The organism is Corynebacterium hiratae (assembly GCF_009708045.1).
Taxonomy (GTDB): Bacteria; Actinomycetota; Actinomycetes; order Mycobacteriales; family Mycobacteriaceae; genus Corynebacterium; species Corynebacterium hiratae.
This window is the reverse complement of sequence record NZ_VIOG01000042.1, coordinates 1-394: the sequence shown is the minus strand read 5'-3', so window position 1 is coordinate 394 and position 394 is coordinate 1. Positions and strand designations below refer to the sequence as shown.

1 pseudogene is annotated in these 394 nt (G+C 53.6%); it reads right to left on the bottom strand.

Annotated features, from left to right (window positions below):
• Positions 1-259, bottom strand: a pseudogene (locus FME68_RS12965) (transposase); the annotation flags it as partial.
• Positions 260-394 lie beyond the last annotated feature (135 nt).

The window sequence follows — 394 nt, the reverse complement described above, 5'->3', positions numbered from 1 at the left end:
GGGCATTATCGGCACTTGTACCCACTGCTCCCATGGATTGGCGAACACCAAGTACAGCGCAGTGCTCTCTAAATGCTTGTGAGGTGTACACACTGCCGTGATCGGAATGGAAAATTGCCCCTTTAAGGCTTCCGCGGACTTTTCTGGCATGAGATAAAGCTTCGATAACCAGCGATACCCGCATGTGGTCAGCGAGTGCATGGCCGACGAGTTTGCGCGAGTAGACGTCGATGACTGTGGCCAGGTACATGTTCTTGCCGCCCTTACATGTCGATTTGGGGTAGTTGGTACCGCGAGTCCGCGTAGTTGGTACCGGTGTTCCGTGTATCCGGTACTGCATGGGGTTTCTTTCATAGTTGATGTTGGCGACACCACAATCCGCTGGTGTTGCGTC